General features: G+C 73.2%; 22 protein-coding genes. 11 read left to right on the forward strand and 11 right to left on the reverse strand.

What is annotated here, in order from left to right:
- Positions 1-13: 13 nt before the first annotated feature.
- Positions 14-1,255 (forward strand): MFS transporter, encoded by a 1,242-nt coding sequence (locus tag OHA81_RS04945; RefSeq protein ID WP_329193129.1) that lies wholly within the window; start codon positions 14-16, stop codon positions 1,253-1,255.
- Here OHA81_RS04945 and OHA81_RS04950 read toward each other — a convergent pair.
- The 5 genes from OHA81_RS04950 to OHA81_RS04970 form a co-directional block, all read right to left on the reverse strand.
- A complete protein-coding gene (locus OHA81_RS04950; protein WP_329193131.1) occupies positions 1,191-1,793 on the reverse strand; it encodes a transglutaminase-like domain-containing protein in 603 nt (200 codons plus the stop codon). The two genes, OHA81_RS04945 and OHA81_RS04950, sit on opposite strands and share 65 nt — an antisense overlap.
- A gap of 70 nt (positions 1,794-1,863) precedes the next feature.
- Entirely contained in the window at positions 1,864-2,940 is a 1,077-nt protein-coding gene (locus OHA81_RS04955) for a threonine aldolase family protein (protein WP_329193133.1), read from the reverse strand.
- Positions 2,937-3,698, reverse strand: a complete 762-nt coding sequence (locus tag OHA81_RS04960) for an SDR family oxidoreductase (RefSeq protein ID WP_329193134.1) — start codon at positions 3,696-3,698, stop codon at positions 2,937-2,939. Before OHA81_RS04960 ends, OHA81_RS04955 begins: the two co-directional genes overlap by 4 nt.
- 26 nt (positions 3,699-3,724) lie before the next feature.
- Positions 3,725-5,131: a DUF6421 family protein gene (locus tag OHA81_RS04965; protein ID WP_329193136.1), complete on the reverse strand. Its 1,407-nt coding sequence runs from the start codon at positions 5,129-5,131 to the stop codon at positions 3,725-3,727.
- Between the two features lie 153 nt (positions 5,132-5,284).
- Positions 5,285-6,424, reverse strand: a complete 1,140-nt coding sequence (locus OHA81_RS04970; RefSeq protein WP_329193137.1) for an LLM class flavin-dependent oxidoreductase — start codon at positions 6,422-6,424, stop codon at positions 5,285-5,287.
- 354 nt (positions 6,425-6,778) lie between these two features.
- Here OHA81_RS04970 and OHA81_RS04975 point away from each other — a divergent pair, with 354 nt between their 5' ends.
- Positions 6,779-7,462, forward strand: a complete 684-nt coding sequence (locus tag OHA81_RS04975; protein ID WP_329193139.1) for a glycerophosphodiester phosphodiesterase — start codon at positions 6,779-6,781, stop codon at positions 7,460-7,462.
- A 19-nt stretch (positions 7,463-7,481) separates the two neighbouring features.
- Here OHA81_RS04975 and OHA81_RS04980 read toward each other — a convergent pair whose 3' ends face one another.
- Complete coding sequence (locus OHA81_RS04980) at positions 7,482-8,021, reverse strand: GNAT family N-acetyltransferase (protein WP_329193141.1); 540 nt, start codon at positions 8,019-8,021, stop codon at positions 7,482-7,484.
- A gap of 131 nt (positions 8,022-8,152) precedes the next feature.
- On the opposite strand from OHA81_RS04980, the gene OHA81_RS04985 reads away from it, so the two are divergent.
- The 4 genes from OHA81_RS04985 to OHA81_RS05000 all read left to right on the forward strand — a co-directional run bounded on the left by OHA81_RS04985 (position 8,153) and on the right by OHA81_RS05000 (position 11,072).
- Positions 8,153-8,839, forward strand: coding sequence for a DUF5134 domain-containing protein (locus OHA81_RS04985; protein WP_329193143.1), 687 nt, complete (start codon positions 8,153-8,155; stop codon positions 8,837-8,839).
- A gap of 79 nt (positions 8,840-8,918) precedes the next feature.
- Positions 8,919-9,857: a M56 family metallopeptidase gene (locus OHA81_RS04990; RefSeq protein WP_329193145.1), complete on the forward strand. Its 939-nt coding sequence runs from the start codon at positions 8,919-8,921 to the stop codon at positions 9,855-9,857.
- Between the two features lie 51 nt (positions 9,858-9,908).
- Positions 9,909-10,328, forward strand: coding sequence for a hypothetical protein (locus tag OHA81_RS04995; RefSeq protein ID WP_329193147.1), 420 nt, complete (start codon positions 9,909-9,911; stop codon positions 10,326-10,328).
- Positions 10,329-10,439: 111 nt separating this feature from the next.
- On the forward strand, positions 10,440-11,072 hold the full coding sequence (locus OHA81_RS05000; RefSeq protein WP_329193149.1) for a TetR/AcrR family transcriptional regulator: 633 nt from the start codon (positions 10,440-10,442) through the stop codon (positions 11,070-11,072).
- Here the strand turns inward: OHA81_RS05000 and OHA81_RS05005 are convergent.
- Positions 11,066-12,565: an LVIVD repeat-containing protein gene (locus tag OHA81_RS05005; protein ID WP_329193152.1), complete on the reverse strand. Its 1,500-nt coding sequence runs from the start codon at positions 12,563-12,565 to the stop codon at positions 11,066-11,068. The two genes, OHA81_RS05000 and OHA81_RS05005, sit on opposite strands and share 7 nt — an antisense overlap.
- Before the next feature lie 78 nt (positions 12,566-12,643).
- Between OHA81_RS05005 and OHA81_RS05010 the strand changes: the two genes are divergently transcribed.
- Together OHA81_RS05010 and OHA81_RS05015 are read left to right on the forward strand one after the other, a co-directional pair.
- Entirely contained in the window at positions 12,644-13,300 is a 657-nt protein-coding gene (locus OHA81_RS05010; protein WP_329193154.1) for a DUF305 domain-containing protein, read from the forward strand.
- 53 nt (positions 13,301-13,353) lie between these two features.
- A complete protein-coding gene (locus OHA81_RS05015; RefSeq protein WP_329193156.1) occupies positions 13,354-14,709 on the forward strand; it encodes an FAD-dependent oxidoreductase in 1,356 nt (451 codons plus the stop codon).
- A 96-nt stretch (positions 14,710-14,805) separates the two neighbouring features.
- Here OHA81_RS05015 and OHA81_RS05020 read toward each other — a convergent pair whose 3' ends face one another.
- Together OHA81_RS05020 and OHA81_RS05025 are read right to left on the reverse strand one after the other, a co-directional pair.
- Positions 14,806-15,177 (reverse strand): ArsR/SmtB family transcription factor, encoded by a 372-nt coding sequence (locus OHA81_RS05020; RefSeq protein WP_329193158.1) that lies wholly within the window; start codon positions 15,175-15,177, stop codon positions 14,806-14,808.
- A gap of 131 nt (positions 15,178-15,308) precedes the next feature.
- Positions 15,309-16,409 (reverse strand): NADH:flavin oxidoreductase/NADH oxidase, encoded by a 1,101-nt coding sequence (locus tag OHA81_RS05025; RefSeq protein WP_329193160.1) that lies wholly within the window; start codon positions 16,407-16,409, stop codon positions 15,309-15,311.
- 216 nt (positions 16,410-16,625) lie between these two features.
- On the opposite strand from OHA81_RS05025, the gene OHA81_RS05030 reads away from it, so the two are divergent.
- The 3 genes from OHA81_RS05030 to OHA81_RS05040 all read left to right on the forward strand — a co-directional run bounded on the left by OHA81_RS05030 (position 16,626) and on the right by OHA81_RS05040 (position 19,486).
- Positions 16,626-17,717 carry a WD40/YVTN/BNR-like repeat-containing protein gene (locus OHA81_RS05030; RefSeq protein WP_329193162.1) on the forward strand — a complete coding sequence of 364 codons (1,092 nt, stop codon included), beginning with the start codon at positions 16,626-16,628 and terminating at the stop codon, positions 17,715-17,717.
- Positions 17,718-17,748: 31 nt separating this feature from the next.
- The gene (locus OHA81_RS05035) at positions 17,749-18,435 is read left to right on the forward strand and encodes a uracil-DNA glycosylase (RefSeq protein ID WP_329193165.1); all 687 of its coding nucleotides are present in this window, start codon (positions 17,749-17,751) and stop codon (positions 18,433-18,435) included.
- Positions 18,436-18,565: 130 nt separating this feature from the next.
- On the forward strand, positions 18,566-19,486 hold the full coding sequence (locus tag OHA81_RS05040) for a sirohydrochlorin chelatase (RefSeq protein WP_329193167.1): 921 nt from the start codon (positions 18,566-18,568) through the stop codon (positions 19,484-19,486).
- A 130-nt stretch (positions 19,487-19,616) separates the two neighbouring features.
- Here the strand turns inward: OHA81_RS05040 and OHA81_RS05045 are convergent, their stop codons facing one another.
- Both OHA81_RS05045 and OHA81_RS05050 read right to left on the reverse strand, forming a co-directional pair.
- Complete coding sequence (locus tag OHA81_RS05045) at positions 19,617-20,600, reverse strand: IS481 family transposase (protein WP_329192635.1); 984 nt, start codon at positions 20,598-20,600, stop codon at positions 19,617-19,619.
- A gap of 104 nt (positions 20,601-20,704) precedes the next feature.
- Positions 20,705-21,775, reverse strand: coding sequence for a lactonase family protein (locus OHA81_RS05050; protein ID WP_329193170.1), 1,071 nt, complete (start codon positions 21,773-21,775; stop codon positions 20,705-20,707).
- Between the last annotated feature and the right edge of the window lie 52 nt (positions 21,776-21,827).

The raw sequence follows: 21,827 nt of genomic DNA on the forward strand, positions 1-21,827 counted from the left end.
GAGGGGGCGCCGGATGCGGGGGTTCGGGCGGTACCTGGGGGCGGCGCTCGCGGCGCGGTTCGCCTCCGAGGGCATGGGGATGGCCGTGGTGCTGCTGGCCCTCGAGCGGACGGGGAGCGCCGCGCACGGGGCGTTCGTACTGACCGCCTGGCTGGCGCCGCACGTACTGGCCGCTCCGCTGGCGGGGGCCGCCGCGGCCCGGGCCCGCCGGCCCCGGCTGTTCCACGCGGGCGCGCTGGCCGGTTTCACGGCCGCGGTGGCGGCGCTGGCGCTGCTGCTGGGGCGGGCTCCGAACGTGGTGGTGCTGGGGGTCGCGCTGCTCGGCGGCACGTGCGGACCCATGGTGACGGGCGGTCTGTCGAGCCTGGTCGCGGGGCTGGTGCCGGCCGGCCCCGGCCGGGACCGGGCGTACGGGTGGGACGCGTCGACCTACAACGCCGCCGCCGTCACCGCACCGGCCGCCGTCAGCGTGGTGGCGGCGCTGGGTTCGGCGGGACCGGCGATGGGCCTGCTGGCGGCTTCCGGTGCGCTGGCCGCGGTCTTGGCGGCCAGCCTGCGCTACGAGTCCCGGACCGAGGACGCCGAAGGGCCCCGGGCCGGGCCGAATCCGACCGCGGGGCTCGCCGCGCTGTGGCGGGTGCGTCAGTTGCGGGCCATCACCTCGGCGACGACCCTGGCCTTCGTCGGCATCGGCTCCCTCACCACCACCTCGGTGCTGCTGGCCTCGGCGCTGGGCAGCCCGGGCGCGGGCGGGGTGCTCATGACGGCCTTCGCGGTGGGCGCGCTCGCCGGCTCCCTGACGCTGGGCCGGGTCACGGCCGTCGCGCCGGGCCGGCTGGCCTGCGGGGCGCTCGCCGGGACCGCGGTGGCCCTGGGCGCGGCGGCGTGCACGCCCTCGGTGGCGTGGACGGCGGCCGCCTTCGCCGCCGCCGGGGTGTGCGACGGCCCGCTGCTGACGGCCACCCTCCGGATCCGCTCGGAGTACGCCCCCGACGCGGTGCGCACGCAGGTCTTCACCCTGGGCGCCGGGCTCAAGCTGACGGCGGCCTCGGCGGGTGCCGCCCTGGTGGGGCTGGCGGCCGCGGCGCCGCCCCGCGCGCTGTTGCTCGGGATCGCCGTCCTCCAGGCCGCCGCGGCCCTGCTGCAGGCGTGGGTGGCCCGCGGTGGGCCCGTAGCGGCGGCGGGGGCGGTCACAGGGCCGTCGGCAGCTTCCGCCACAGCTCGGGCCGGTCCGCGGACCCCCGGAGCGCCGTGAGGGCGCCCGCGTGCGGGGCGGCGTACAGCGTCGGGTAGTCCACCTCCCCGAGCCCGGGGCGTACGGGGAAGGCGAGTTGCTCCCGTTCGAGGTCGAACCGGGCGTCCACGCCGGGCTTGTTGCCGCGTGCGTCCAGCCGGGACCAGCCGTCGCGGCCGGGCAGCCGGAGGGCGACGAGCCCGTGGAGCAGCGGCTGGGTGCCGTCGTCCTCGGTGAGGCGCTGGTAGCAGAGGGCGGCGGGGATGCCCCGGGCGCGCAACAGGGCGACGAGGGCGTGGGACTTGGCGTGACAGATGCCGTTGCGCGTTGCCAGCACGTCCGAGGCGCGCCAGGTGACGCGCATGTCCCCCCAGTCGCCGGAATGCGCGATGGTGTCGCGCACGAACTCGTACGCCGCTTCGGCATAGGCGTACGCGTCGCCGCCGGTGGCGGTCCACAGGGCGTCGGCGGTCTCGCGGACGAGGGGGTGCGGGTGGTCGACGGCCTCGTCGGCGCCGAGGTAGGCGCGGACGTCGGCATGCTCCTGGATCAGTTCCATGACCCAGGAGCATGCCTATGCAACACTCTGCATGTCTATCGATTTATCGCGTGAGCCACCCGGGCGGGAACTACCGGGCGAGTTCTTCCTTCAACGCCTGGAGGAAGCCGTCGACGTCCTCCTCCTGGGTGTCGAAGCTGCACATCCAGCGGACGTCGCCGGCGATCTCGTCCCAGAAGTAGAAGCGGTAGCGCTCCTGCAGGCGCCGGGACACCTCGTGCGGCAGCCGCGCGAACACCGCGTTCGCCTGGACCGGGTAGAGGATCCGGACCCCGTCCGTCTCGCGGACGCCCGCCGCGAGCCGCTGCGCCATCTCGTTGGCGTGGCGGGCGTTGCGCAGCCACAGGTCCTTCGCGAGCAGCGCTTCCAGCTGCACCGACACGAACCGCATCTTCGACGCCAGCTGCATCGACATCTTGCGGATGTGCTTCATCTGCCGCACGGCGTCGGGGTTCAGCACGACCACGGCCTCGCCGGCCATCATGCCGTTCTTCGTGCCGCCGTAGGAGAGCACGTCCACGCCGACCGCGTTGGTGAAGGCGCGCATGGGCACGTCGAGCGAGGCCGCGGCGTTGGCTATCCGGGCGCCGTCGAGGTGCACCTTCATGCCCAGCGCGTGCGCGTGGTCGCAGATCGCCCGAATCTCCTCGACGGTGTAGACCGTGCCGAGTTCGGTGTTCTGGGTGATCGAGACGACCTGCGGCATCGCGCGGTGCTCGTCCTCCCAGCCCCACGCCTGCCGGTCGATCAGCTCGGGGGTGAGCTTGCCGTCGGGCGTCGGGACGGTGAGGAGCTTGAGGCCGGCCATCCGCTCGGGCGCGCCGCCCTCGTCGACGTTGATGTGCGCCGACTCGGCGCACACCACGGCGCCCCAGCGGTCGGTCATCGCCTGGAGGGCGGTGACGTTCGCGCCGGTGCCGTTGAAGACGGGGAAGGCCTGCGCGTACGGCCCGAAGTGGCTGCGGAAGATCTTCTGCAGGTGTTCGGTGTACTCGTCGTCGCCGTAGGAGACCTGGTGGCCACCGTTGGCGAGCGCGACGGCCTCCAGGATCTCCGGATGCACCCCCGCATAGTTGTCGCTGGCGAATCCGCGCACCGTCGGGTCGTGGTGGCGGCGCGCATCGGTCGTCCCGCTCGCGGTTCTCACGGCCTGGGAGTGAGCCACAGACGCTGTCCGTTCACATCGGAGGCGGGCTCGTCCCATACGCCGGCGATGGCCTCGGCCAGCTCCTTGACGTCCGTGAAGCCCGCGAACTTCGCATTGGGGCGCTCCGCGCGCATGGCGTCGTGCACCAATGCCTTGATGACCAGGATCGCAGCCGCGGCCTGCGGGCCGTCCTCGCCCCCCGCCTTGCGGAAGGAGTCGGCCATGGCCAGCGTCCAGGCCTCGGCGGCCGCCTTGCCCGCGTTGTAAGCGGCGTTGTTGGCGACCGGCTTGTGGGCGCCGGACTGGCTGATCAGGACGTAGCGGCCGCGGTCGCTGCGGAGCAGGCCGTCGTGGAACGCGATCGAGGTGTGCTGGACGGTGCGGATCAGCAGCTTCTCCAGGAAGTCCCAGTCCGCGAGGTCCGTGTCGGTGAAGGAGGTGCTGCCGCGCCAGCCTCCGACGAGGTGGACCAGGCCGTCGATGCGGCCGAAGTCCTTCTCGATCCGCTCGGCCCAGGCCTTCGTCGCGGCGAGGTCGAGCAGGTCGACGGTGTCCCCGATGACGGTGGCGCCACCGTGGGCGTACCGGGCCGCGTCCACGGCCTCGGCGAGGCGCGCCGGGTCCGCGTCCGACGCGACGACGGTCGCGCCCGCCTCGGCGAGGCGGAGCAGGGCGGCGCGCCCGGCGGGGCCGCCCGCACCGGCGACCGCCACTACCGCTCCCTGGAGCACCGTGTTGTCGTTGCCCGAGCCGTTCATCCGTGCAGCCTCCTGAGGGCGAGTGGTCACGCGGCCACTCGCTGCGCGTCGTCAGCGTTCACAGCAGTGATGCCCTTGGTGGAGGCGATCACTCCCTTGAGCTTCTTGGCGAGCGCCTCATAGAACATGCTGAGCGGAAACTCGTCGGCGAGCACGTCGTCCACGAGCTTGCGCGGGGGCAGCGTCAGGTCGAGGGCGTCGGGGCCCTTGGCCCACTTGGAGCCCGGGTGGGGGGCCAGGTAGGTGGAGACGAGCTCGTACGCCTTGAACCAGTGGACGAGCTTCGGGCGGTCGATGCCGGCCCGGTAGAGGTCCTCGATCTCGGCGCAGAGCTGGTTGGTGACCTGCGGGGCACGCATCCAGTCGATCTTGAGCGTGTTGTCCGTCCAGCGCACGACGTCGTGCTTGTGGAGGTAGGCGAAGAGCAGCTGGCCGCCCAGGCCGTCGTAGTTCCGGTTGCGGTCGCCGGAGACGGGGAAGCGGAACATGCGGTCGAAGAGGACGGCGTACTGCACGTCACGGCCGTGCTCGTTGCCCTCGGACTCCAGCTTCACGGCCTCCTTGAAGGCGGTGAGGTCGCAGCGCAGCTCCTCCAGGCCGTACATCCAGAACGGCTGGCGCTGCTTGATCATGAAGGGGTCGAACGGCAGGTCGCCGTGGCTGTGGGTGCGGTCGTGGACCATGTCCCACAGGACGAAGGCCTTCTCGCAGCGCTCCTGGTCCTCGACCATCCGGGCGATGTCCTCGGGCAGCTCGATGCCCAGGATGTCGACGGCGGCCGCGGTGACCTTGCGGTAGCGGGCGGCCTCGCGGTCGCAGAAGATGCCGCCCCAGGTGAACCGCTCGGGGGCCTCGCGCACGGCGATCGTCTCCGGGAAGAGCACCGCGGAGTGGGTGTCGTAGCCCGGGGTGAAGTCTTCGAAGGTGATCCCGAGGAAGAGCGGGTTGTCGTACCGGGTGCGCTCCAGCTCGGAGAGCCACTCGGGCCACACCATCTTGAGGACCACGGCTTCGAGGTTGCGGTCCGGGTTCCCGTTCTGGGTGTACATCGGGAAGATCACGAGGTGCTGGCGCCCGTCGGCGCGCTCGGCGGCCGGCTGGAAGGCCAGCAGGGAGTCGAGGAAGTCCGGCACCGGGAAGCCGGCCCCGGCCCACTTGCGCAGGTCGGCGACGAGGGCCTGGTGGTAGGCGGTGGCGTGCGGGAGCAGCGGCGACAGCGTCTCCACGGCCTCGATCACCCGCTCGACGGCGGCGGCGGCCTCGGCCCTGGTGGGGGCGGCCTCCGCCTCGAAGTCGATGGAGCCGTTCGGGGCCTGCCAGGGGCGGATCTCCTCCACGGCGGCCTTGAGCTCGGGCCACGCCGGGTGATCGACCACCCGCGTCCCGGCGGATATCACGGCGCCACCGGTGCCCGGCACAAGAGTTTCCGTCATGTCACTTCCTCCACAGGAGAACCTCACGTCAGGGCAGCGTAAGCGGCTGAGGCTCTCCTGTTCAAGAGGAGACTCGGGAAAATATCCTGCGACACCCCCCACTCCACGACAATTCTTCCCGTCCTAGAGGGCGGAGGCCATCGCTCCGGCCCCTCATCCGGCCCTGGGCGCCTCCGCGTTCCGGAAGTGCGGGATCACTTTGTCCCCCCACTGCCGCAGGGTCTCCAGACAGGCCTCCTGGGGGACCGTGCCCATCTGTATGAGGCACATCACCTCGTCGGCCCCGGCCGCCCTGAGCCGTTCGACGTACGCGACGGCCTCGTCCGCGCTGCCGTAGGCGTGGTCGGCGTTGAAGGTGGCCGTCGACGTGGGCCGCACCGGGATCTCCAGTTCGTGGAGGCGGGCCACCACCTGCTCGGCCGCCTCGCGCATCCCCGCGGCCTCGTCGGCGCCCGCCACCACCGCCTCGTCGGGGACGCCCGCCCCGCCGTACCAGTGACCGATGGACTGGGCGAAGAACCGCTGGCCGCGGATGCCGATCCGCCGGGCCTCCTGCGGGTCGTCGAGCACGATGGTCGGGCAGAGCACCGAGAAGTGGTCATTCACCGCGCTCGACACGAAGCGCGCGCCGTCCCGCCGGGCGATCGCGGCGTCGTACGCGGCCCGCATCCCCGCGATCGATTCCGGGCCGGCGAAACCCATCACCAGCGCGCCCACGCCCAGCTCGGCGGCCTGCTCCAGGGTCTCGGTCCTGCTGCACGCGAGGAACAGCGGCGGGTGGGGCCGCTGGGCCGGCCGGGGCAGCACCGGGTGCGGGCCGATGTCCAGCAGCTCCCCGTGGTACTCCAGCTCCTCCTCCCGCCAGGCCCGCCCGATGATCCGCAGCGCCTCCTCCACCTCGGCGGTGGTGCGCTCCTTGTCCACCCCGAACAACGAGGTCTCCTGCGTGGTGCCGCCGCGCCCGGCACCCAGGTCGAGCCGTCCGCCGCAGAGCAGGTCGAGCATCGCGGCCCGCTCGGCGACCCGGACCGGGTGGTTGAAGCGGAACGGCATGCAGACGACGCCGTGGCCGATGCGGATGGACCGCGTCCGCGCCGCGACCCAGGTCAGGAAGATCTCCGGTGCGGACATGTGGGCGTACCACTTGAGCGCGTGGTGCTCGACCGCCCAGATCCGGTCGAATCCCACGCGTTCGGCGAGCACGGCCTGTTCGACGCAGTCGCGGATGACCTGGTGCTCCCGCTCCACGGTCGGATCGGCCAGTTGCGCTTCGAAGATCACGGAGAATTTCACGATGCCTCCAGATGTCGCGCGGTCGCGTGCGGACGCGCCGCACGCCAGGGCTTGCTTCGAATAGGAATATGACTAGTAGTCATAGGTAGAAGTAGCAAGACCCGGGACCGGCCGCGTCCGCGCGGCGCACCGCGCCGTCCGCGTCAACGCCTGGAGGACGCGCCCACCCGTGGGTGACGCCACGGCGCCGCGACCGGGGACCGAGCCCTGGCGGGAAGCGGCCTCGGGGGCCTTTCCGGGCACTGCACGGCCGGTCCCATCGCACCCGTGGCGCACTAGCATGCGTCCTCACCGCGCGGCCGGTCGGGACACCGCGACCGCGCGGCAGCCGCCGTCGACGGAAGCGAGAGAACCTTGACTTTCCTCACCATCGGTCATCGCGGGGTCATGGGTGTGGAGCCGGAGAACACCCTGCGGTCCTTCGTCCGCGCGGAACGCTGCGGCATGGACGTCATCGCGCTGGACGTGCGCCTGAGCAAGGACGGCGCGCTCGTCGTCCTGCACGACGGCGAAGTGGACCGCACGACCGACGGAGCGGGCGCCGTGGCCGAACTGACCCTGGCCGAACTGCGCGAGCTGGACGCCGGTCACGGCGAACGCCTACCGGTCCTGGACGAGGTGCTGGAGGCGGTGCGCACCCCGCTCCAGGTCGCGGTGCAGGACGAGGCCGCCGCCGGGGTGCTCACGGAACTGGTCGTGCGCCGCGATCTGAGCGCCCGTGTCGAGGTGGCCTCGTTCCAGGACGCGGTCCTGGCCGGGGCGGCCCGGCGGGTGCCGGGCCTGCGCACCACCCTGTACGCGGACCCCCACGGGTCCGACGTGGTGGACCGGGCGCTCGCCGCACGCGCCCGCACGGTGGCCCTCAGGCTGCGCCGGATCACCCTGGAGACGGTGGAGGCGGCGCACGCGGCCGGGCTGCGGGTGACCGGCTGGACGGTCGACTCCCTCGACCAGCTGCGGCTGGCGCGCGCGCTCGAACTGGACGGCGTGCTCACCGGCTTCCCGGAGATCCGCAGCACCGGCCGCTTCACCGCCTGAGCGGGCGGCCGGTCGTCCGCTACAGCGGCTTGACCAGCAGCTCGAAGGCGAGGTCGGTGCGGAGCGGGATGCCGAAACGCTCGTCGCCGTACGGGAAGGGGCTCAGTTCGCCGGTGCGCCGGTAGCCGCGGCGCTCGTAGTAGGCGATGAGTTCCTCCCGTACGTTGACCACCGTCATCCGCATCTCCGTGGCGCCCCACTCCTCGCGGGCGCGCCGCTCGGCCTCGGCGAGGACCTCCTTGCCGAGGCCGCCGCCCTGCAGCCCGGGGCGCACGGCGAACATCCCGAAGTAGGCGTGGTCGCCGCGGTGTTCGAGCTGGCAGCAGGCGACGAGTTCGCCCGCGCGCTCCACGACGAGCAGCACGCCGTCGGGCGCTCCGATGATCTGCCGGACGCCCTCCGGGTCGGTGCGCTGGCCGTCCAGGTAGTCCGCTTCCGTGGTCCAGCCGGCCCGGCTGGCGTCACCGCGGTAGGCCGACTCGACGAGCGCCACCAGTTCCGGTACGTCCGCCTCGACAGCGGGCCGGAAACTCAGGGCGGCGGGGTGGACGGTCGGCATGGACGACTCCGTTCATCTGATCGGCATATGACATGCCGGGTACGGCACGGAGAGCCTATCCCGGGGCGGCGTGCGGGCCCGTCCACAGGGGCATCTCTTCCCGTGACGCCGACGAACCGGGAGGTTCCGCCGTGCACGGATCCGCGCTGCCGTCCGCCGCCTCAGCCGTCTCCGGCTGGCTGCTCGTCGCGCTCTGCGCCACCAGCGGTACGTACTGCCTGCTGCGGGCGCGCAGAGCGGGCCGGGCGGCGCGCGGCGCGGCGATGGGCGAGGCCCTCATGGGGTTCGGGATGGCCGTGATGGCCGCGCCGTCCGGCACCGGCGCGTGGGGTCCGGCGATCCTGCTGGCCGTCTTCTGCGCGGCCGCCGCGCACGCGCTGTGGCTGCTGCGGGGCGGCCCGGGCCTGCGCCACCACGCGCACCACGCGGTCGGCTGCCTGGCGATGGCCTACATGGCGTACCTCGGGCTCGTGGCGGGCTCCGGGCACGCGCACGGCCAGGGCGCGGGGCTGCCCCTGGTGACGGGGACGCTGCTCGCCTACTTCGCGGGGTACGTCCTGCTGGGCGGGGCCCGGCTGGTGGCGGGAGGCGGGGCTGCGCCGGTCCCGGTGGCGCCGGCCGGGGACGCTGCGGGTGCCGCGGGCGCTGCGGGGGCCGCGGGGGCCGCGGGTGCCGCGGGTGCCGCGGGTGCCGCGGGTGCCGCGGGTGCCGCGGGTGCCGCGGGTGCCGCGGGTGCCGCGGGTGCCGCGGGCGAGTTGACCAGGGCCTGCCGACTGACCATGGGGATCGGGATGTTGGCGATGCTGCTGAGCATGTGAGTGACGGCGAAACGTGTCCTGCGTCACCAATGGCGCGGGCCCTACCCGCAGGTAGCGCCTCGCTCATAGGCTGACGGCCATGATGGTCCCCGCCGCTCTCCTGCTGCTCGGCGCACTGACCGCGCTGCTCGCCCCCCGCCTGCTGGCGCGGGCCGAGTGGCCCGACCGTGAGCCGGTCGTCGCGCTGTGGGTGTGGCAGTGCGTGGTGGGGGCGGTGCTGCTGTGCCTCGCGCTGTCGATGCTGCTGAGCGCCGCGGCGGCCTGGCAGGCGGTACGGGGGCGGCTCTTCGCCGCCGCCCCGCACGGGGTGGTCGACGCCTACGGGCTCGGCGCGGCGGGCGGCATGTGGGCCGCGGTCACCGCGCTGGCACTGGCGGGCGGCGGCCTGTGGACGGGCGCGATGCTGACCCGCGAGGTGCTGCGGGCGCGGGCCGGGCGGCGTGCCCGCGGGGCCGAACTGCTGGAGCGCGCTCCGCTGTTGCCCGGGGAGGACCCGCAGGCCGCGCGGCTGGTCGTACTGGAGGGACCCCGGCCCGAGGCGTGGTGGCAGCCGGGTACGGTCCCGCAGCTGGTGGTCACGACGGCCGCGCTGGGCCGGCTGAAGGGCAGCCAACTGGATGCCGTGCTGGCCCACGAGCAGGGGCACGTCGCGGCCCGGCACGACTGGCTGCTGCACTGCTCGCGGGCGCTGGCCGGGGGCTTCCCCCAGGTGCCGGTGTTCGCGGCGTTCGAGGAGGAGATGCACCGCCTGGTGGAGCTCGCCGCCGACGACGTGGCTTCACGACGGTTCGGGCGGCTCACGGTCGCGCTGGCCCTGGTCGGGCTGAACGAGGACCGCGGGGTGTTCGGCCTGGGCGCCGCCCCAGAGGCGCACGTCCCCCAGCGGGTGCGGCGGCTGCTGTCCGCCACCCCGCGGCTGTCCCCGGCCAGGCGGCTGCGGCTGACGGCGCTGGCGACGCTGATGCCCGCGCTGCCGCTGGCGGTGGCCTTCGTACCGGGCCTGAGCGCGCTCGCGTAACCCCCGGCCGCGCTCACCGGCCTCCACGCCGCCGCCTGGCAGGCTGGGGCCATGGACGCACCCACCCCAGGCGCCTGGCTGCGCGCCGGAATCAGCCGCGACGGCGGCCCCCTGCGCGAGGACGAGCACGTCGTCTGGCTCCAGAGCGGCGCCTGCTACGCCGACAGCCGTGGCTTCGCCGGCACGACCACCTACGACGGCAGGCAGGTCACCTTCCACCACGAGGTCGGCTCCCCCGGCGAGGACGTCGGGACATTGCGGCCAAAGGGCAGCGGCCTGGTCGAAACCGGCACGAACACCGACGGAAGCACGTTCCTGGAAGTGTGGACGCCCCTGAGCGGCGACCGGGGCCCCGAGGGTTCATGGCGCGCCGGCGGAGCGCAGATCGTCCGCGTCGGCCGGCACGTCGTCCACGTGGACGGTGCGGGCACCGGCGCCTACTTCGAGCTGTCCGGCCGCGGGCAGGACTGAGCGCACCCGCCGTGTGCGGAGCTCTGCTCTGGGTGATCCCCCGCGTCACCCAGAGCAGTAGAACCGCGCGCTGAGTATATTGGCTCGGAGCCAGTCAACGCAGGAGTAAGCATGGTCCCGCGCAGCGCATCGGTCAATGAAGAATTGCGCAGACGTTCCCGGGAACGGCTGCTCCAGGCGACGGTGGAGCTCGTCGGCGAGCGTGGCTACGAAGCCACCACCCTCGGCGACATCGCCGACCGGGCCGGTGCCGCCCGGGGCCTGATCTCGTACTACTTCCCGGGCAAACGCCAGCTGCTGCAGTCCGCGGTCCACCGGCTGATGCACCTGACCCTGGAGGCGGCCCTGGAGCGGCCGCCCCGTACCGACGACGGCCGTGAACGCCTGGCGCGGGCCATCGACGCGATCCTCGGGCTGGCCGTGGACCGGCCCCGGCTGATGCGCACGCACATGGCGGGCATCCTCCAGGCGGAGGGGTTCGTCCGGTGCGCGGAGCAGCAGCGCCTCGCGGAGCTGCTGAGCGACACCGTCGTCCGGTACGGCTCGACGGACGTGGACACCGACTACCCGTTGCTGCGTGCCCTGCTGATGGGCGCCGTGGTGGCGGTCCTGCTGCCGGGGGCGCCGATGCCGGCCTCCCGGCTGCGGGCCGAGCTGTTCCAGCGGTACGGGCTGGAGTGGGAGCTCGGTACCCCGCCGGACGGAGGGCCGCCCGGCGGGAGCCCCGCGCTGCCGGGTCAGTGATAGGCGGGCTGGCTCTGCACGTTGAGCCGGTCCATCCGTACCCACTTGGCGCTCTCGGTGCGCCGGTCGTCGAGCCGGAGCACGTCGAGGCCCTTGACGATGTCGTTCGAGTAGATGTGGCCGCGGTAGTAGTACGCCGACCACGAGCCGCCCAGTCCCAGCGTGTCGGTGGTCAGCGGGCCGCGCTCGAAGTAGCCGATCTCCACGGGGCGGGTGGAGTCGGTGAAGTCCCACACGGAGACTCCGCCCTGGTACCAGGCCTGGACCATGACGTCGCGGCCGCCGCCGACCGGGACCAACGAGCCGTTGTGGGCCACGCAGTTCTCGGTGTCCGCCTGCCGGCGCGGGATCTTGAAGTAGCTCTTGAAGACGAGTTTGCGCTGGTCGCCGCGGCCGGTGATGTCGTAGATGCCGTCGGCCCCCCGGTCGGGGCCGGTCGCCTCGTTGCAGGTGGCGCTGCCGCCCCCGCCCAGTTCGTCGGTGAACACCACCTTGTCCGCACGTTCGTTGAAGGTGGCGGAGTGCCAGAACGAGAAGTTGACGTTGTCCTGGACGCGGTCGATGACGCGCGGCTGCTCGGGGTCGGTGATGTCGAAGAGGATGCCGTCGCCCATGCAGGCGCCGGCGGCGAGGTTCTTGGAGGGCAGCACGGTGATGTCGTGGCAGCCGGTCGTCTTGGAGACGCCGGGGTTGGCGGGCGCGCCCGGGTTGCCGCCGTCCGGGAAGAGGACGGGGAAGGCGACGACCGCGGCCCGGGTCGGGTCCTTCCTCGGGACCTTGACGACCGAGATGCCGTCGTGCGGCGGCTGGCAGTCGGGGAAGGCCTCGCTCGGCGAGTACGAGGAGACGTAGAGGTAGACGTCACGGCCGCCCGGCACCAGGGTGTGGGTGTGGGAACCGCACGAGGTCTCGACGGACTTGATGTACCTGGGGTTCTTCTTGTCCTTGATGTCGAAGATCTTGATGCCCTCCCAGGAGGACTTCTCCGTCGCGGGCTGCGAGACGCTGTGGCAGGAGTCGTCGCTGCGGGAGGAGTCGGTGGAGAGGAAGAGCAGGTCGCCGTAGACGGAGACGTCGTTCTGGCCGCCGGGGCAGAGCACCGTGGCGACGGTCTTGGGCGCCTTGGGGTTGCCGATGTCGTAGATGGTGAAGCCGTCGTAGCTGCCCGCGTAGGCGTACTGGTCCTGGAAGGCCAGGTCGGAGTTGATCCCGCCCGGGTGGCTGCTGGGGACGTTGGCCAGGGGCGTGACGTTCTTGCTGTGCACGATCTCGTCCTGTCCGGGGATCTCGCCGGGGGCGAGCTCGCGGTCCGGGGCGGTGGCGGCGCTCCGGGGGCCGACGGCGCCGAACGAGGATCCGGGCGTCAGGTCGCCGGGGTCGGGGGTCGCGGACGCCGGTCCGGCGCCCGCCAGGAGCGTCGTGAGGAGTCCGGCGGCGGCGAGCGCCGCCCCCAGACTCCGGGGCCGCGCTCCGGTGGTGTGCAACGAGGTCACTGTGCCTCCCGTGGGGGTCCGCGCTTTCGGCGTTCGTACGGGGAACGGAACCTGGACCCCGGCAGTATGTTGCTTTTCATGGACATGGCAAATGCGTTACTCGGCCGATTCCTCGGGGCGGCGGCCCTGGCCGCCGGACTCCTGTTCACCCTCACCGGCTGCCAGGGTGACGACCGGGCGGACGACGCCGGGCCGGTGGTGATCGCCCCCGGCAGACCGGGCGAGCAGGCCCGGACGCTCTCGCCCGGCCGGGCCGCGAAGGAGCGGCCCGACGACACCCCCAACGCCGCCGACCACGCCTACGTACGCCACATGATCGAGCACCACCGCCAGGCCCTGGCGATGAGCGCGCTGGCACCGGGACGGGCCTCGGCGGACGGGGTCAAGCGCCTCGCCGAACGGATCGCGGCGGCACAGGGGCCCGAGATCGGGGCGATGGAGAAGTGGCTGGCGCGCTACCCCGAGCCCTCCCCCGCCGACGGCGCCGCGGCCGGCCACGACCACGGGGCGATGCCGGGGATGGCGACGGAACGGCAGCTGGGGGAGCTGACCGGCGCCACGGGGCCGGAGTTCGACCGGCTCTTCCTGAGCCTGATGACCGCCCACCACCAAGGCGCCTTGAAGATGGCCGGCGAGGCGCTCGCCCAGGGCAACAACGTCGCAGTCGAGGAGATGGCGACCGAGCTGGTGGCCACGCAGAGCGCCGAGATCGACCGGATGCGCGCCATGGGCTGACGGTTGCGGCACCCGGTGTCATGCTGGGAGGCACCTGCGGGAGGAGCTCCGCCGTGCTTCGTGTCGCCGTCGTCGGTTCGGGCCCCAGCGGGGTCTACGCCGCGCAGACCCTGGTCCAGCAGCGCGAGGTGCCGGGCGTCCTGGTGGACGTCCTGGACCGGCTGCCGGCTCCGTACGGGCTCGTGCGGTACGGGGTGGCCCCCGACCACGAGAAGATCAAATCCCTGACCGGAAGTCTGCGCTCGGTGCTGGAGGACGAAGGGATCCGCTTCCTCGGCAACGTGGAGGTGGGCGGTCCCGCCCTGCCGACGGCCCGGCTGCGCGAGATGTACCACGCGGTGGTGTACTGCGTCGGCGCCGCCCGGGACCGGCGCCTGGGCATTCCCGGCGAGGAGTTGCCCGGCGTCCACTCCGCGACGGCGTTCGTGTCCTGGTACAGCGGACATCCCGACGCGGCGGAGGAGGCCTTCGACCTCTCCGGAGTCGGGTCGGCGGTGGTGGTCGGCGCGGGCAACGTGGCGGTCGACGTGACCCGGATCCTGGCCCGGGGCGTGCCCGAACTGGCGCCCACCGACATGCCGCAGGCCGCCCTGGGCGCTCTCGCGGCGAGCGGGGTGCGCGCGGTGTCGATGGTGGCCCGGCGGGGGCCTTCGCAGGGCAAGTTCACCACCAAGGAGCTCCGGGAGCTGGGCACCCTGCCGGGCGTGGGCGTACGGGTGGACCCTGCCGAACTCGCGCTGGACCCCGCCTACGAGGACCCCGGTGCGGCGGCCGCCCTGCCCGCGGTGGCCCGGCGGAACCTGGAGGTGCTGCGCGCCTGGGCCGTGGCGGCCCCCGGCGAGGCGGAGCGGAACATCACGCTGCGGTTCTTCCTGCGGCCCGTGGAGGTGCTGGCGGGGCCCGGCGGCGGGGTCGCCGCGGTGCGCTTCGAGCGGACCGCCCCCGACGGTCGTGGCGGGGTGGGCGGCACCGGCGTGTACGAGGACGTCCCGGCGCAGCTGGTGCTGCGGTCGGTGGGGTACCGGGGCGTGCCACTGCCCGGGCTGCCCTTCGACCCGGCGACGGGCACGGTCCCGCACGCGGCGGGCCGGGTGCTGCGCGAGGGCCGGGCCTCGGTCGGCGAGTACGTCGCGGGGTGGATCAAGCGCGGCCCGACCGGGGTGATCGGCACCAACCGGCCGTGTGCGAAGGAGACGGCGTCCTCCCTGCTCCAGGACGCGGGGGCGCTGGCCCGCCGCGAGCTGGAGCAGGATCCCCTGGAGGCGCTGCGCGCGGCAGGACTCAGGCCGGTGCAGTGGCCCGGTTGGCTGGCCATCGAGAACGCGGAGGCCGATCTGGGCCGCTCCCTGGGACGCCGCTCGGTCAAGATCCCGGACTGGGCGGGCCTGCTGGGCGCGGCCGGAACGTAGCGTACCGAGGAGTTGCGCGGACGGACCCGACGGCGCCCAAGGGCACGGGCCCGCAACGGGCGGCCGCAAGGACGCGCGGCCGGGAGGCGGCGGCCCTCAGGGGCGCGCGCCCGCGCCCGCCGCGTCCAGGCGGGCCGCTTCGGCGCCGGCCGCCGTCAGGACGGTGTCCAGGAGGCCCGGGAAGAGGGCTTCCAGGTCGGCGCGGCGCAGGTCGTTCAGCTTGGTGGTGCCGCGGTAGGTCTGCCGCACGACCCCGGCCTCGCGCAGGACCCGGAAGTGGTGGGTGGTGGTGGACTTGGTGACCGGCAGCACGAAGTGCGAGCAGGCCAGCTCCTCGGCGGCCGCGGCCAGTTCGCGGACGATCGACAGCCGGACGGGGTCCGAGAGGGCGTGCAGGACCCCTTCCAGGCGGATCTCGGCACTCCCGGGATGGGCGAGCGGGCGCGTGGTGGCGGCCGGCTGCGGCATCTGCTCCTCCACTCACTCGTTCACTCGGCGCCCTCGCACCTCGGCGTACACCGGCGCACCGCACCGAGGTACGAGAACCATCGTAGGACACCTGCGGCGCCGGGCGGGCGGTGACCGGCGCCGCCCACGGTTCACCAGCCGCGGTGGTAAGGGGCGGGGGTGCGGGGCTCCACGCCCAGTTCGCCGGCCGCCCGCCGGGCCCAGTAGGGGTCGCGGAGCAGTTCGCGGCCGAGCAGGACCGCGTCGGCCTCTCCGTTGGCCAGGATCTTCTCCGCCTGGACGGGCTCGGTGATCAGACCCACCGCGGCGACCGGCAGGCCGGTCTCGCGCTTGACGCGCGCCGCGAAGGGCACCTGGTAGCCGGGGCCGACCGGGATCCTCACGTGCGGCGCGAGCCCGCCCGTGGAGACGTCCAGCAGGTCCACGCCGTGCTCCTTGAGCAGTCCGGCCAGCCGGACGGTGTCGTCGGCGGTCCAGCCCCCCTCCTCCAGCCAGTCGGTCGCGGAGACGCGGAAGAACAGCGGGAGTTCCTCGGGCCACACCGCCCGTACGGCGTCCACGACGTCGAGGGCGAGGCGGGTGCGGTTCTCGAAGGAGCCGCCGTACTCGTCGGTGCGCAGGTTGCTGTGCGGGGAGAGGAACTCGCCGATCAGGTAGCCGTGGGCACCGTGGATCTCCAGCAGTTCGTAGCCGGCCGCCAGGGCGCGCCGGGCGGTGTCGGCGAACTGGCCGACGACCGCACGGATCTCCTCGGCCGTCAGCTCGTGGGGCACGGGGTCGCCTTCGCCGAACGGCACCGCGCTCGGCGCGAGGGGCTGCCAGCCGTGCGCCTCGGCTCCGACCGGCCGGCCGCCCTTCCAGGGGCGCTCGGTGGAGCCCTTGCGGCCCGCATGCGCGATCTGGATGCCGGGCACGGCCCCCTGCGCCTTGATGAAGGCGGTGATCGGGCGCAGCGCCTCGGTCTGGGTGTCGTTCCAGAGGCCGAGGTCGTAGGGGGTGATCCGGCCCTCCGGGGAGACTGCGGTGGCCTCCTGGATGATCAGGCCGGTGCCGCCGACGGCGCGGGCCGCGTAGTGCGCTACGTGCCACTCGTTGGCCACGCCCGCGCGGGGGCCGGCGGGCTCGGCGCTGTACTGGCACATCGGGGCCATCCACACGCGGTTGGCAATGGTCACCGATCGCACGGTGTAGGGCTGGAACAGGGCGGCGAAGGCAGCCGGGGCGGCAGTCATCAGGCTCTCCAGGGTGACCGGGGACGCGCGCCGGGACTCCGGCGGCAAGTACGAGAGTCACCGTACTACGAATTCCTTCGTACTACGAAGCCCTTCGTACTAATTCCCGCTGCGCCGCGCGGACCGCACCGGGGGCCGGCGTTGCACGCCGCTGTCAGCGGCCCGGGTGCACACTGGCCGAAAGGCTGCCGTGACGGACTTCCGGAGGTATCGGCCATGTCCGATGTGCTACTGCTCGCGGGCACCCGCAAGGGGCTCTTCATCGGCCGGCGCGACGGGGCCGGTCCCTGGAAGTTCGAAGGGCCGCACTTCAACGCCCAGGCGGTCTCGGCCGTCGCCATCGACGTACGGGGCTCCACGCCGCGCCTGCTGGCGGGCGGAGACAGCTCCCACTGGGGGCCGTCCGTCTTCCACTCCGACGACCTCGGCGTCACCTGGCGCGAGCCGACCGCCGCCGCGGTGAAGTTCCCGCAGGACACCGGCGCCTCGCTGGAGCGGGTCTGGCAACTGCAACCGGCCGGACCGGAGGCCCCCGACGTGGTCTACGCCGGGACGGAGCCGGCCGCACTGTTCCGCTCGACCGACCGCGGGGAGTCCTTCGAACTGGTCCGCGCCCTGTGGGAACACCCCACCCGCTCGCGCTGGGTACCGGGCGGCGGTGGCGAGGGGCTCCACACGGTGATCACCCATCCGGGTGACCCGGACTCGGTCACGGTGGCCGTCTCCACGGCCGGCGTCTTCCGGACGAAGGACGGCGGCGCGAGCTGGGACCCGTCCAACCGGGGGGTCTCCGCGGTGTTCCTGCCCGACCCGCAGCCCGAGTTCGGGCAGTGCGTCCACAAGGTCGCCCGGGACGCCGCCGACCCCGACCGGCTGTACCTCCAGAACCACTGGGGGGTCTACCGCAGCGACGACGCCGGGGACGCCTGGAGCGACATCGGCTCCGGACTGCCCTCCGACTTCGGCTTCGCGGTGGCCGCCCACCCGCACCGCCCGGGCACCGCGTACGTCTTCCCCCTCAACGCCGACTCCGACCGGGTCCCGGCGGAGCACCGCTGCCGGGTCTTTCGCACCGAGGACGCGGGGGCGAACTGGGAACCGCTCTCGAAGGGCCTGCCGGCCGGGGAGCATTACGGCACGGTGCTGCGGGACGCGCTCTGCACGGACGACGCGGATCCGGCGGGCATCTACTTCGGCAACCGCAACGGCGAGCTGTACGCCAGCCACGACGACGGGGACAGCTGGCAACTGCTGGCCGAGCACCTGCCGGACGTGCTCTGCGTGCGGGCGGCGGTCCTGCCTGGGTAGGACCGCCGATGGGCCAGTAGAGTGACTGCCCGTGGCAGCACGACCGTTGAACGAGATCGTCGAGCCGGGCTGGGCCCGGGCTCTGGAGCCGGTGGCGGCGCAGGTCGCCGCGATGGGCGACTTCCTGCGCGCCGAGATCGCGGCGGGCAGAACCTACCTGCCCGCCGGGCCGAACGTGCTGCGCGCCTTCCAGCAGCCCTTCGACGAGGTCAAGGTGCTGATCGTCGGGCAGGACCCCTTCCCCACCCCGGGCCACGCGATGGGCCTGTCGTTCTCCGTCGCGCCCGAGGTCAGCCCCTGGCCGCCGAGCCTGGACAACATCTTCCGCGAGCTGAACGCTGACCTCGGCGTGCCGCGGCCGGCCAACGGCGACCTGACGCCGTGGACCCGCCAGGGCGTGCTGCTCCTCAACCGCGCGCTCACCACCGCCCCGCGCAAGACCGGCGGCCACCGGGGCAAGGGCTGGGAGGCGGTCACCGAACAGGCGATCCGGGCACTGGCCGCGCGCGGGAAGCCGCTGGTGTCGGTGCTGTGGGGGCGCGACGCGCGTAACCTGCGGCCGCTGCTGGGCGAGCTGCCGGCGGTGGAGTCCGTGCACCCCTCCCCCATGTCGGCCGCGGGCGGATTCTTCGGGTCCAGGCCGTTCAGCAAGGTGAACGACCTTCTGGTGCGTCAGGGCGCGGCTCCGGTGGACTGGCGCCTGCCGACGGCCGGTTGAACCGTTTCGGCCGATAGGTGGCCGGTACAGGCGACCCTGTCGCACATTCAGCGGATAAATACGGACAGAAGCCGCCGGAAATGACCCTGCCCGAACAACGGGTTCCGATAAACCAGTAGCATGCGGCGCCATGAGCTCCCCCACTGGGCCCGCAAATGGCCTGCCCGTACGAATGCCGCGACCCCGCCCTGCCGGACGGCACCGCCGCCCCGAGCCCGCGGTGGCGCCCGAGGGCGCGCCCGCGCTGGTGCTCGCCGTGCCCGGTGCCCCTTCCGCCGCCTCGCGCGGGCTCGCGGAAGAGATCCTGAGCATCGGCCGCTCCGAGCTGCCCGGCCTGGACGGCCGGATCGGCTACCTGGAGGGTGACGACTCCGAAGGCTCGCAGTTCCCGTCCCTGGCCGGCGTGCTGACCGCCGTCGCGCACGAGCGCGCCGCGCGCGCCGAGTTCGCCCGCGCCGCCGGCCACGAGGTGGCGCAGGCGACCGGCCCGGACGCCGTGGTCGTGCCCCTGCTCGTCGGTCCCGACGGCGACCTGCTGCGGCGCGTCCGCCAGGCGCTGATGGACTCCTCGGCCGCCGCCGAGCTGGCCGACGTACTGGGCCCGCACCCGCTGCTCGCCGAGGGACTGCACGTGCGGCTCTCCGAGGCGGGGCTGGCCCGCGCCGACCGGGCCCGGCTGTTCACCGTCACCACCGCCGCCGACGGCATCATCCTGGCCACCACCGGTGGCGAGGAGGCCGTCCAGGCCGCCGGGATCACCGGCATGCTGCTGGCCGCGCGCCTCGCGGTGCCGGTGAAGGCCGCCGCACTGGACCAGGAGGGGTCGGTGGCCGGCATCGCCGACCAGCTGCGCACCGAAGGCTCGACCCAGCTGGCCCTGGCGCCGTACCTGATCGGCCCGGAGGCGGCCGACGGGCTGCTGGACACGGCGTGCAAGGAGGCCGACTGCGCCACCGCCGAGGTGCTGGGGGCCTACCCGGCGCTCGGCAAGCTGGCCGTCGCCCAGTACAGCGCCGCCCTCGGTCTCACCCTGGGCGCCTCCGCCCACTGACCCGGCTCCCCGCTTCTCGGAGCGCCGTGAAGGGCCCGCGCCGCGGCACGGGCCCTTCACGCGTCCCCGGGCCGTCTTTTTCCGGATCTTGCCTGACACGCGCCGCCCGGCAAGATGCTGAAGAGACGGCCTAGGTGTATTGACCCGCAGCGTTGTTCACTCGGCTGATGGGCGGCTTGCCGTCCAGTGCGGTGTGGCAGCGGTGGTGGTTGTAGGTGTGGAGGAAGTCTGCCAGGGCCGCTGTCCGCTCGTTGTTCGATTGGTAGGGCCGTAGGTAGGCCCATTCGTCGAGGAGGGTGCGGTTGAAGCGTTCGACTTTGCCGTTGGTCTGCGGCCGGTAGGGCCTGGTCTTCTTGTGGGTGATGCCGGCCGCGGCCAGGGTCTGGGTGAACTGCTTGGACTTGTAGCAGGAGCCGTTGTCGGTCAGGACGCGTTCAACGGTGATCCCGTGGGCGGTGAAGAACGCCTGGGCTCGCTGCCAGAAGGCGACGGCCGTCTGCTTGCGTTCGTCGGTGAGGACCTCGCTGTAGGCCAGGCGGGAGTGGTCGTCGACGGCGGAGTGGATGTAGCTGTAGCCGATGACCGGCGTGGAGCTTTTGCGCTGGTCGGTGGTGGCTTGGCGGTTGCGGTCGCCTGCCGCCCGGCCCACCACGCGCCATCCGCCGCCTTCGGGGATGTTCCCGAGCTTCTTGATGTCGACGTGGACCAGTTCGCCCGGTCGGGCCCGTTCGTAGCGGCGGATCGGCTGGCCGGTGGGCCGGTCCAGCCAGGCCAGCCGGTTCAGGCCGTGGCGGGCCAGGATCCGGTGGACGGTGGAGGCGGGCAGGCCCAGGACCGGGCCGATGCGGGCCGGCCCGAGCTTGCGGCTTCGGCGCAGGTCACAGACGCGGGCCTCGATCGTCGCGGGGGTGCGGTGCGGGGTCGTACGCGGCCTGCTGGAACGGTCGTGCAGGCCGCCCTCGCCTTCGGCCCGCCAGCGGCGGACCCATTTGTGGGCGGTGGGCCGGGATATGCCCATCTCGGCGGCCACGTGGGCGACCGGCCGCCCGGCCAGAACCCGCTCGACCAGGATCCGCCTGCCGTGAACCGTCAGCCGGGCATTACGGTGGGACACGAAGACCTCCGTGTGTGGTGTGGAGCCTAGACACCTCCACCACACCGGAGGTCTTCGCCATGATCAAGACCCGGCTCTGTTAACAACGCTCGTGATCAATACACCTAGGGCCCGAAGACCACGCATGCGGCGGCCGGGACCTCGATCGAACCCGCTGCCCGGGGCTCGCCGGTCAGGGGGTCCACGTCGAACCAGGTGACGTCGCCGGACCATTCGTTGGCCACGTACAGCCTGCGCCCCGCCCCGTCCACGACGAGGTCGCGCGGCCAACTGCCCCCGCAGTCCGTGCTCCCGGTGAGCCGGGGCTTGGCGGGCCCGTCGGCGAGGGAGAACGCGGCGATGGTGTTCACTCCCCGTACGGCAGCCCATGCGAACCGCCCGTCGGGCGACACGGCGACGACCGAGGGGTAGGGCCGGGGGTCCGCCGGGACGTCCTCGGGGAGCACCGCGACCTCGGCGGTGGCCTCCAGCCGCCCGGTCCGCGCGTTCCAGCGGCACACGCTCAGCAGCGGCTCCAGCTCGTGGATGACGTAGACCGTCTCCCCGTCCGGGTGGAAGGCCAGGTAGCGGGGTCCTGACCCGGCCCGCAGCTTCGTCTCCGCGTGAAGGCGCAGCGGGCCGTCGGCCGGGCCGAGGGCGCAGACCCTTACGGAGTCGGTTCCGAGGTCCACGCTGAGGACCCAGCGGCCGCTGGGGTCGGGCAGCACCTGGTGGGCGTGCGGCCCCTGCTGCCGCTCCGCGTCGGGTCCCGAGCCCTGGTGGGCCAGGACGGCCGGAGGACCACCGGGGGCGCCGTCCGTGGCGAGCGGGATGCAGCTGACGCTGCCCGAGGTGTAGTTGGCGGTCAGCAGTCGCTGCCCCGCCAGGCTGAGGTGGGTGGGGCCCGACGCGCCGACGGGGACGAGCGGTCCGTGGGCGGTGAGCCCGTCGGCCCCGGTCCGGAACGCCGCGACCGCTCCGTGCTCCGCCTCGCTCACCGCGTAGAGCACGCCCGGCTCGCGCGCGAGGGTGAGGCAGGAGGGGTTCTCGGCGGTCCCGGTAACCGCGAGGGGCGTCAGCGCCCCGGTGGCCGGATCCACGGCCGCGGTGGTGATGCCGCGGCCGCCCCCCGAGGTGAACGAGCCGATGTAGGCCCGGTGTCCGCCGCCCTGGTCCGTGCTGCGCGCGCCATCCACAGGTGCCCCTATTCCGCCGTCCCGGATCCGGTCGCAACGACGGTAACAGAAG

It is taken from the genome of Streptomyces sp. NBC_00667, from assembly GCF_036226825.1.
Taxonomy (GTDB): domain Bacteria; phylum Actinomycetota; class Actinomycetes; order Streptomycetales; family Streptomycetaceae; genus Streptomyces.

Coding starts and splice junctions, on each gene's coding strand:
- OHA81_RS05040 (WP_329193167.1), top strand. CDS start 18,566: ATGAGCTCCCCCACTGGGCCCGCAAATGGCCTGCCCGTACGAATGCCG.
- OHA81_RS05000 (WP_329193149.1), top strand. CDS start 10,440: ATGGTCCCGCGCAGCGCATCGGTCAATGAAGAATTGCGCAGACGTTCC.
- OHA81_RS04950 (WP_329193131.1), bottom strand. CDS start 1,793: ATGGAACTGATCCAGGAGCATGCCGACGTCCGCGCCTACCTCGGCGCC.
- OHA81_RS04990 (WP_329193145.1), top strand. CDS start 8,919: ATGATGGTCCCCGCCGCTCTCCTGCTGCTCGGCGCACTGACCGCGCTG.
- OHA81_RS05010 (WP_329193154.1), top strand. CDS start 12,644: ATGGACATGGCAAATGCGTTACTCGGCCGATTCCTCGGGGCGGCGGCC.
- OHA81_RS04995 (WP_329193147.1), top strand. CDS start 9,909: ATGGACGCACCCACCCCAGGCGCCTGGCTGCGCGCCGGAATCAGCCGC.
- OHA81_RS04965 (WP_329193136.1), bottom strand. CDS start 5,131: ATGACGGAAACTCTTGTGCCGGGCACCGGTGGCGCCGTGATATCCGCC.
- OHA81_RS04960 (WP_329193134.1), bottom strand. CDS start 3,698: ATGAACGGCTCGGGCAACGACAACACGGTGCTCCAGGGAGCGGTAGTG.
- OHA81_RS04980 (WP_329193141.1), bottom strand. CDS start 8,021: ATGCCGACCGTCCACCCCGCCGCCCTGAGTTTCCGGCCCGCTGTCGAG.
- OHA81_RS04945 (WP_329193129.1), top strand. CDS start 14: ATGCGGGGGTTCGGGCGGTACCTGGGGGCGGCGCTCGCGGCGCGGTTC.
- OHA81_RS05030 (WP_329193162.1), top strand. CDS start 16,626: ATGTCCGATGTGCTACTGCTCGCGGGCACCCGCAAGGGGCTCTTCATC.
- OHA81_RS05020 (WP_329193158.1), bottom strand. CDS start 15,177: ATGCCGCAGCCGGCCGCCACCACGCGCCCGCTCGCCCATCCCGGGAGT.
- OHA81_RS05025 (WP_329193160.1), bottom strand. CDS start 16,409: ATGACTGCCGCCCCGGCTGCCTTCGCCGCCCTGTTCCAGCCCTACACC.